The following is a 9,328-nucleotide window of genomic DNA, read 5'->3' as shown; positions in this document are numbered from 1 at the left end:
CACACGCGTAGCCAAAGATCTTCACCTGCGCGTCGTCACTCTCGATCGTGATCAACGACTCCGCAATCTCCGCTCCGAAGAACGCTTCGATGCGATCCGCCCAACGTGGCGTCGGCAACAAGTCAAACATCTCCTTGTCGCCATTGCGAAGGACGAAGTGCACCTTCGGGTTGGCCAAGGCAAGACGCGTGAACGCCTCAACGATATGCCCGCGTTCGGTTTGAGGAGTTTTGAGGAACTTGCGACGAACGGGCGTGTTGAAAAACAGATTGCGAACTTCGATCGTCGTCCCAACCGGGCAACCGCACGGCCCCGGCGACTCGATCACGCCGCCTCGAATATCAAGCTGGCTACCGCTCTGGGCCCCCTCGGCGCGACTGCGAATGGTCATTTGAGAAACACTCGCGATCGACGCAAGTGCTTCGCCGCGAAACCCCAGCGTTCCGACATGGAACAACGAATCGTCCTCGGGCAGTTTGCTCGTCGCATGACTGGTCACCGCGAGAGGCAACTGCTCCGCCGTCATCCCACAACCGTCGTCACTGATACGAATCAACTCAACGCCACCACCGGCGATCGTCAATTCGACTCGCGATGACCCCGCGTCGATGCTGTTCTCGAGCAACTCTTTTACCACCGAAGCGGGCCGCTCGATCACCTCACCTGCCGCAATCTGGTTGACCAGTTGCGGCGGCAATTGACGGATAATTCGCGGGCCGGCGGGAGGTGGCGGTGAACCTCCGTTGGCTTCGGTGGCGGTCGGTTCAGTCGTCGTGGGGGTGGAGGTAGCGCTCATGCGATTGAATGTAACGGATGAGAATCGCCGGACAATCGCAAACCCCGCCGAAGTGACTCCGGCCCGACGCTGCCTGGATCCGATTGCGTAAAAAAGGGGACTTGGTTCCGCTTTAATGCCGCACGACAGAGGCATTTGCGGGCCGCCTTCCCCAATCAGGTTTCCCAGATCGAGAGAATTGAATTCTCATCGCGCGATGCACGACCACCACGTTCGCCAACGCTGCCGCGGGGGCCAAACAGACGATTTTGCTGACATAACGATCCATTCTCTCGATCGACTCCCACGCCGCCAACGACAAAATCCCGGCGTCGGCCGCCAACATACCGCCCCACCCCACCCCCATGACCAACAACACCACCGACCATCGCAACCACGGCCTCCGCCAAAACGCGATCACGTTGCCCATCAAACCGGCCAAAACCGCGAGCCCCAGGTATGCAAACGCAGTGAGGTACAGACGGCTATCATCCTCCACCCTGATCACCGCAATCAGCACCGCGGCAACAACCGTCATTCCCAACAACCAACCGATCGACGCCTTCTGATGCCGCTTGGCTCGGGCCGGGCGTATCACCCACGGTGGCATCCGCGAGAGTCGCATGAAGAAAACTTGTATCGCAGCGACGACGGAGGAAACCACCAAAAACGAGAAAACGGCCTCACCCTCGAACGAAAAAACAATGCTCGAGAGCATCAACGCGACACAGCCCATCGCAAAATGGCGCCACCGAAATCCGGGCGAGAACAAGATCGCAGCCACGGTCGGCGACCCCACCGTCAACGAAATGAACAACAACCAATCCAAAGGACTAAGGCCTTTGAAACCGGTGACCAACTCGATCAGGAAAAAAGCGATGAATTGACCAACGAAGTAAACCGTTGGCACGATCCACCATCCTCGCCCGATGGCAAACTCCAAACGTCGTTCCCGCGACGACACACTTTCGGTGGAAATGTTCGGCAAGCTAACGGACGCCTATCGTGTTTGATTTGTGGTCACCGCAGGTGTGTATCACGCGAGATTCCGGAACAGCGTGATTTTAGGAACGGCCCAATATTGGGAACTGGGAGGTCCAACACGTCTCCCGAACTAATCGTTCGGGCGAACAATCCATCCACCACCCAACACACGTTCTCCATCGTAAACGACTGCTGCCTGCCCCGGTGCCACCGCCTTTTGAGGATCGGCAAAAACAACCTCGAACCGATTCGGGTCCGACTCATCGACGAGAACACGCGCCGCGTGCGGGCGGCCGTTGTATCGAATCTGCACGCTGACCTGCTCAGGCAAATCACTTGGGTCAATCAACCAGTTGGCTTCGTCCGCCATCAAGCCCGGTGCCAACAGATCTTCCGCGTCGCCCAATACCACCCTGCGAGTTTCCGGCTCGATGCGCACCACGAACTTCGGCTTGCCCAATGCGACGCCGAGCCCCTTGCGTTGGCCGACGGTGTAGGCTTCGAACCCGTCATGCTCACCGACGACTCGTCCGTCGAGCGTCACGATTTCTCCCGCGGTGGTCCCGACCATGTCCGGCCGCCGCGATTTCACGAAATCACTGTGGTGACCCTGCGTGACGAAACAAATCTCTTGGCTGTCCTTTTTCTCTGAGACACCTAGACCCAACGAAGCCGCAATTTCGCGAATTTGAGACTTCTCGTAGTCGCCCACCGGCAGCATCATCCGCGACAACCGCTCGCGACCGATCCCGAACAAAGCGTACGACTGATCCTTGGAATCATCGAGCCCGCGTCGCAGTTGCCGACCGGTGGCGTCTTCGCTCATACGAGCGTAGTGGCCAGTCGCAACATAGTCCGCATCGACCCCGTCGGCATAATCAAAAAGAGTGCCGAATTTGATCCAGTTGTTGCACTTCACACACGGGTTCGGTGTCCGCGCGTTCAGATAGTCATCAACAAAATAATCCACAATCCGGCGGAAGTCTTCCTGCAGATCGAGCGAGTAGAACGGGATATCCATCGACATCGCCACACGACGTGCATCCGCCGCGTCGGTCGCACTGCAGCACCCTTGTTTGTGGTCAGCACGTTTGCCCGTCGACGTCGAAACGCCTCCCAACACAGGCAACCCCAACGGATTCAGGTCCGCGGCGTCATCGGTCTGAATGCGGCAGGCCGATGCGGAGGCCTCTCCGTGCCGCATGAAAACACCGATAACTTCGTGACCGGCTTGGGTGAGCAGATGGGCCGCGACGCTGGAATCAACTCCACCACTCATCGCGAGAACGACACGTGACATGTATAAACAACTAGTTAAAAAGCTCTGAGCTAGAAAAGACAATCTCCCTTATCATACCCATGGAGTCCAATCCGTCATGGACGCTGACCTGACCAACCGCAGCAAAACGATCCGCGCTCGCCTCGTCCAACTGCAGGACTCTCTTTGACCACGCTGCCAAGACCGAGAAAATCAACGACATCGAGGCCCAAATGGCGGCCCCCGATTTCTGGGACAACAGCGAAGCGGCTCAAAAGGTCGTCATGCAGTTGAAGACCCTCAAGGGGATCGTCGGACCGCTCGACGATCTTTCGGAATCGGCCGCAGACCTCGACGCGTTGTTCGAAATGGCCGAGGAAGACGACTCGATCGAGGAGGAACTTCGCGCCGAAATCCAGCGTCTCGAAGATGTCCTCGATGACCTCGAACTCAAGGCGTTGCTCAACGGCCCGCACGATTCGGCCGGGGCAATTGTCACGATCAACGCACGCGACGGCGGTACCGACGCCAACGATTGGGCCGACATGATGCTGCGAATGTATTCGGCCTGGGCGGTCGGGCAAGGCTACAAAATCGAACTGCTCGATCGACAGGAAAACGAAGAGGCGGGCATCAACAACGCCTCGATCGCAGTCCGCGGCCCGATGGCGTACGGATACCTCAAAGGTGAACAGGGAATGCACCGGCTCGTCCGGATCAGCCCGTTCAACAGCGAAGGCAAACGCCAAACCAGCTTCGCGGCGGTCAACGTCTCTCCCGAAATCGATGAATCCATCAACATCGATATTGAAAAGAAAGACGTCCGCGAAGACACCTACCGCGCCGGTGGAGCAGGCGGCCAACACGTCAACAAAACGGACAGTGCCGTGCGGCTGACCCACATCCCCACCAACACCGTCGTCCAATGCCAAAACGAACGTAGCCAACACCAAAACCGGGACACCGCGTGGAAAATGCTACGTGCGAAATTGGCACGTATCGAAGAGGAAAAACGCGAAGCGGAGGAAGCGTCCAAATACGCAACCCAAGCAAAAACGGGATTCGGAAGTCAGATCCGCAACTACTTCCTGCACCCCGACCAACGCGTCAAAGACTCTCGTACCGGACACTACGTCGGGAACTTCGAAAGCGTCCTTAACGGCAGCGAACTGCAAGGTTTCTTCGACGCCTTCCTGCGTCTCAAAGCCGGCAAGACCGAAGCCGTTGCAAACGACTCGGATGATGATGAATAGACGACGTGCGTTTCTGTTTTGATCGCGGCCCCAACTACACTTCCCGCCGAATCGACTTCCTCAATCGGTTCGGCGGGAACTCCGCATACATCAAACTTCTCGGGTCGATTCTTACTTAGAATCTATCCGAGTTCGAATCAGCCGATCGGTGTTGGTCGCGGCTGACACAGTACAAACAGGACGAACGCCCGCCGGATGATCCATTGATCGAGGTGTTCGAATAGGTTCCTAGAAATCAATCTGCGCTCGCGTGGCGAAGATCCCCGCTTCGCTGTCGCCCGAACGCCATACGTTGGCGAGAATGTAATTGACCTGAAATTTTGTCCGTGGGTTGAGATACCAATTCAGCCCGGCGGTGAAATTGCTCATCCGACCACCCTGAATGTTCTTGTCACTCAGATCGATATACGAACATCTCGCGGCAATTTCCCACGCCCCGATGCCACCTTCGGCACCCACGCTCTTGTTGGGAATGACTCGTCCGAACACGCCGCCCTTGCCGTTGTACGCTCTCGTCTCGCCGGTCAGAAAAAACCCGCCGTGCGCGTAGGCTCCGGGGAATATCAACGTCGAACCGGCCTGCTGCTCGACGACACTGTATACCGCTTCGGATTGCAGGTAGAGCGATTTACAAACCATCGCCATCTCCGCCCCGAACAATTGCACATGCTCCGTTGCAATCTCTCCGGTATCGACGAAAGGAGGCAAATTGCTGGGCACTCCGACGGGAACACCACCACCTGATTCGCCAATGAAAATTTCCGGGGTACTGCGATAGCGGAGCACGTCATTGGCGGGATCGATCAAACTGTAGGCACCACCGATATGCAGCAACGATTGCTGATCGTGATCGGACAGCACGACCCCGGTCGCGCGGGTCGCCATCGCGTACCCGCCGTTGTCACCAACGTTCCCGCCGTAGGCATCCGATGGAAAGCGATACGCTGAAACCGCCCACGTGGCCAACTCGTCATCACGTACACCGGACAACATCACACCGGTCTGACGAAACGGCAAAAAGGTGGCAGGCAATGCTCTTTCGAGAAACGTCATCTCCCGAGCACTTGTCATCACGTCCATCCCGATCGGTTGTCGAAAATAGCCGATCCGCAAATCACAACTTCGGATGACATCTTCGACATCCAACCGCACGTCGGCGAAACTCGGACGCCCCGCAAACCCAAAGTCCATGTCGATACAGAAACCAATATTGTCCCATACCTTTCCGACCGCTGACAATCGCGTTCGACGGAAGTCGGAACCGTCTTGGACATCGCCTACTAACGCGCGGTTGGCGGCATCCTGACTGAACCAAGCCGCATCGGTTTGCAGCAATCCTGATAGGCGAACGCTGGGATACTTCGGTGTATCGTCTTCGACCACCGCATGACACTCAGTCACGATCGGCGAAAACGGCTCCACCGGGTAGGCCGCCCTGACGTGCTCGCTGTTTTGCCGTTCCCACAGTTCGTCAATTTGACGCCGCAAATCGGCCAGCTCATCGGCAATCGCATCCTTTTCAGTAGCCTCTCCGACGACACCCCCATCCACCGAGTCTGCCGAAACGAGGCCCGTCGCCATCCCAGACTCCAGCATCATCGCAAACTCAGGCTGCGCCGCATGGTCCTCACCCGCCTGTACTACGCCGGAACCGGCGATCGGCATCATCAACACCCACCCCACAACGCAAACCAACAGGCGACACGGCTCAAATCGCCCCGCCTCCCGCCGATCTCTCGCGTTGTTGAGCCTGGTTGTTCGTGTCATATCCGTCTGATCATCAGTACCGGTACCGGAAATGCGTTCGCCAAAGGCGGCATCATTGCATTTGTCGGAAAAACCCGACCGCTGGCTGAGGCGGTGGGATCGAATCGTTACAACCGGACCGTTTCCCCGACGTTTCATTTGCTCGGGCGCGTAATGCAACCTATTCATTGAGCGATTGCTCTTCGGGCGATCGTTTGACTTCGGTCAACCGACTTTGGCCAATACGGCTTCCTCCATTCGAAAACGGTTTCACTCGTGGCTTTGCTTCGACGCTTCTGGGCACCTGCACTGATCCTACTCATGGTTGCTATCCATGCAGCCGTGATCGGATACGTGCGCAGCCGCGTAGCCCGTCTGAGCAACCTGGAAAGCTCCGCGGTCGAGATCGGCCGTTTGCGTTTCCAAAACGTCAACGAACCCGACATGGTTTATCAGCTGATCTTGCACGCCGTCGTCGACCCAACCCGACACTTCCGCGGCGAGCAACGATTGACGCAAACTCGGATGGAAATCATCGAATCGGCCGAACAAATGCTCCGCCAAGTCGAACCGGCCTGGTTGGCAGACCCCGCTCAGAAAGAAATCCGCGAACGTTTGATGGACGTCGTGCTGCAAAACCTCGACGAGCCGCTCGTCCAACGGGTCCTGATCACCGACTGGCTCCGCGTCCCGAGCTCCTCGACGGCGCCCGCTATCGGCGCCACGCCGCCGTTGCTCTAAAACGAAGAAACTGTCAAACGGATTACCGGCGACACAGGCAACTTCGCCGCTGGCAATTTCTTCGTCCTTTCTGACCATCGAATCATGTCAGACTCATCCCCGTCAGACCCAACTGCCGAGCGAATCACGCAGCTCGAGATCCAACTCGCCCACACGCAGCGAACCTGCGAACAGCTCAACGAGATCGTCACCAAACTGTCGCTCGACGCTCAATCACGCGATCGATTGCTGCAGCGACTCGTCGATCAAACCAAAGAACTCAAAGGCAAACTCGAAGAACGTGGGACGCTCGAGGACGAAAAACCTCCTCACTATTGAGCCACCGTTTCAGGCTCACCACGCAGCGTTTCCGAGCGCCGAGTCTCAGTCGCGATAGTTAGGATAGTAACCGTCGTAGTAGGGCGCGACCGGGTACGGTGTGCCTCGTCCCGAAGGATAGGGGGCGAAACCGTTCGTGCCCGCAGCCGGGTTGGGCCGTCGTCCGGAGTGACCATGCCGCCGCGGATCCCAACCATTCCCGGATCCAGCGGCATTCCCGGATCCAGCGGCATTTCCTGTTCCAACCGCGTTCCCGCCATTGCCTGGACGTCCCGGGCCACCATAACCTGGGCCAAACCCGGGGTAGAAATTGTTGAAACTCAAACCGGCATAGGGTGCTCCCCAATTCGGATACGGGGTGCTGTAAGGACGGTACGGGAACCGCCATTCTCCGTAAGGCCGCACCGGTTCGCCCCACTGTTCGACTTGGTGATAGTTGTCCGCGGACTGCCCGTAGGCGAGTGAACTGCGAAAGTGCGTGTAGCCACTGGTTCTCAACGGTGCCGAGACCGCTGCCGTTGGCACCTCAACCGGTGCGAACTGCGCGACCCGTTCACCGCTGACCATGTCGTGCGTGAAACGGCTCGGCAACGTCAACCAATCCGCGCAAACGTGTCCGCCGCAGCAGAAGACCGCGAGAAAGAGGAACGTCGATGATGAGAGGCCTTTGACACTTTTCATGGCCCCAAAATAGTTCGTGTTCCTAACTGAGGCGGCGGTCACGAGGAAAAACTCGGCAACACGCTGGCTCTCTCGGACGCAAAGTCCGCCCAGTCGTTGCAACCCGAACCCGCTCAATCCGCTGTAGAGCAACCCAGCCGACGGCGGAAAGCATGCCGACTACTTCGACGCGGCTTTGGTTGCCTTTTTGATTCGTGCTTCCGCATCATCGAGCAGCGATCGCATCGCCTCACGCGCCCCTTCGGGATCACGGTCGCTGATTGCATCGAGCACCTTGCGGTGGGGCGGAATGGATGTCCGGTTGTCGGACGCCTGGCGGTTGGTCACGCGCAAACTCGACGCCAACGAAACATGAATCACGTTCGCAACGGGAGAGAAGAACAAATTCCCCGCCGCGTGCAGGATTTCCGAATGGAACTCCAGGTCCGCCTGCAGGAATTCCTCCACGCTGTCGGTGTGCTGCTCCATCCGCTCAAACGCGTCGCGGATCGATTCCAACTGTTCCTCGGTTGCCCGCTCCGCCGCCAATGCCGCCGCCGCCGGCTCAATCGCTTGGCGAAACTCCGTCAGGAAAAACAACTGCGAATCACTGGTATCCGCCTGCGATTGCCAATCGAGCACCTCCGGATCGAGATAATTCCACGACCGATTAGGCAATACGATCGTGCCTCGCTTCGCTCGCGAATCCACCAACCCTTTGGCGGCCAACGATTTGATCGCCTCGCGGATCACCGTCCGACTGACGCCCATTTTGTCGCACAACACGGCCTCTTGCGGCAACGGATCGCCCGGTTTGACTTTCCCAGCCAAAATTTGACAACCCAAATCGTGAACGACTTGGCCACAAAGGTTCCGACGAGATCGCATGGTTTCCATGAAAATTAGGCTATCAGTTCCAAATCACGAGTGAGATATGAGAGCGACACGACATGCTTTTCCAACATATCGAAAACGTGCCCCTCTAGGTGCAAGACTACAAACAATCCGTCGTCGTAACGCGCAGCATTTACGCAAAACGCTACTTTTTTACGGAATATACGCCGGCAAACCTACGTGCCCACTCCGAAAGGGATCGTCGACCATCAATCCGACAACGTATCCCTCATATTAAATGCCTTGCCCTGCAAAGTCTATGGACTTCTGAGAGGGCATTCTTCAGCAGCAGTCTTAGCGGAAAACGTTGGCAAAAATGATGATGAAACGTTCGGACGAACGGCGACCACTGTGATTCTCACACCCCCCTCGGCGCGGGCAAGCCCCGGGGAAACAAGGAGAAGGATGCTAGCGATGCCCACAGTGTTTTGGACGCCCGAACTCACGTGAGAATGCCATACGGATCCATCACAAACACGGGACACTGCAGCGGTGCGGCAATGCAGTCTTCGGGCTAGAGCATCTTGAGATTTGACGTGGCCGATCGACCGCCGGATGTCGCCCGAACTCAGGCCACCGAAGCCTGCCAACATCGGCGACATCCTTTCTTAGTATCGCTTTAGTGGTGCGTCACGACTAAGAATGAAGGTTCAAGGGCGTAGCGAAAGTCGCCAAAACTTTCAGTGACTCACGAGCCCT

9 protein-coding genes are annotated in these 9,328 nt (G+C 57.3%); 3 read left to right on the top strand and 6 right to left on the bottom strand.

Going from position 1 to position 9,328, the window contains the following annotated elements; translation table 11 throughout:
• The 3 genes from mutL to mnmA all read right to left on the bottom strand — a co-directional run.
• A partial coding sequence (gene mutL, locus RSSM_RS22330) for a DNA mismatch repair endonuclease MutL (protein ID WP_008684365.1) occupies positions 1-796 on the bottom strand: 796 nt, incomplete at its 3' end.
• Between the two features lie 112 nt (positions 797-908).
• The gene (locus RSSM_RS22325) at positions 909-1,763 is read right to left on the bottom strand and encodes a hypothetical protein (RefSeq protein ID WP_008684363.1); all 855 of its coding nucleotides are present in this window, start codon (positions 1,761-1,763) and stop codon (positions 909-911) included.
• 126 nt (positions 1,764-1,889) lie between these two features.
• Entirely contained in the window at positions 1,890-3,059 is a 1,170-nt protein-coding gene (mnmA, locus tag RSSM_RS22320; RefSeq protein ID WP_008684361.1) for a tRNA 2-thiouridine(34) synthase MnmA, read from the bottom strand.
• Positions 3,060-3,135: 76 nt separating this feature from the next.
• On the opposite strand from mnmA, the gene prfB reads away from it, so the two are divergent.
• Positions 3,136-4,270, top strand: a protein-coding gene (prfB, locus tag RSSM_RS22315; protein ID WP_390174064.1) for a peptide chain release factor 2 whose coding sequence is annotated in 2 segments (ribosomal slippage) — positions 3,136-3,204 and positions 3,206-4,270 — 1,134 coding nt in all. Because the reading frame shifts where the segments join, the coding sequence is not laid out codon by codon here.
• A gap of 228 nt (positions 4,271-4,498) precedes the next feature.
• Here the strand turns inward: prfB and RSSM_RS22310 are convergent.
• Positions 4,499-6,037, bottom strand: coding sequence for an OprO/OprP family phosphate-selective porin (locus tag RSSM_RS22310; protein WP_236621311.1), 1,539 nt, complete (start codon positions 6,035-6,037; stop codon positions 4,499-4,501).
• 300 nt (positions 6,038-6,337) lie between these two features.
• Here RSSM_RS22310 and RSSM_RS22305 point away from each other — a divergent pair, with 300 nt between their 5' ends.
• Both RSSM_RS22305 and RSSM_RS22300 read left to right on the top strand, forming a co-directional pair.
• Positions 6,338-6,757 carry a hypothetical protein gene (locus RSSM_RS22305; RefSeq protein ID WP_044303293.1) on the top strand — a complete coding sequence of 140 codons (420 nt, stop codon included), beginning with the start codon at positions 6,338-6,340 and terminating at the stop codon, positions 6,755-6,757.
• Positions 6,758-6,841: 84 nt separating this feature from the next.
• Positions 6,842-7,075, top strand: a complete 234-nt coding sequence (locus RSSM_RS22300) for a SlyX family protein (RefSeq protein ID WP_008684351.1) — start codon at positions 6,842-6,844, stop codon at positions 7,073-7,075.
• Positions 7,076-7,120: 45 nt separating this feature from the next.
• Here the strand turns inward: RSSM_RS22300 and RSSM_RS22295 are convergent, their stop codons facing one another.
• Both RSSM_RS22295 and RSSM_RS22290 read right to left on the bottom strand, forming a co-directional pair.
• Entirely contained in the window at positions 7,121-7,756 is a 636-nt protein-coding gene (locus RSSM_RS22295; RefSeq protein ID WP_044303294.1) for a hypothetical protein, read from the bottom strand.
• 159 nt (positions 7,757-7,915) lie between these two features.
• On the bottom strand, positions 7,916-8,623 hold the full coding sequence (locus RSSM_RS22290; RefSeq protein ID WP_236621310.1) for a FadR/GntR family transcriptional regulator: 708 nt from the start codon (positions 8,621-8,623) through the stop codon (positions 7,916-7,918).
• Between the last annotated feature and the right edge of the window lie 705 nt (positions 8,624-9,328).

This window comes from Aporhodopirellula sallentina SM41, from assembly GCF_000346505.1.
In the GTDB taxonomy this organism is placed as follows: domain Bacteria; phylum Planctomycetota; class Planctomycetia; order Pirellulales; family Pirellulaceae; genus Rhodopirellula; species Rhodopirellula sallentina.
Note: the sequence above shows the minus strand (reverse complement) of the source record. Positions and strands in the feature narration are given on the sequence as shown.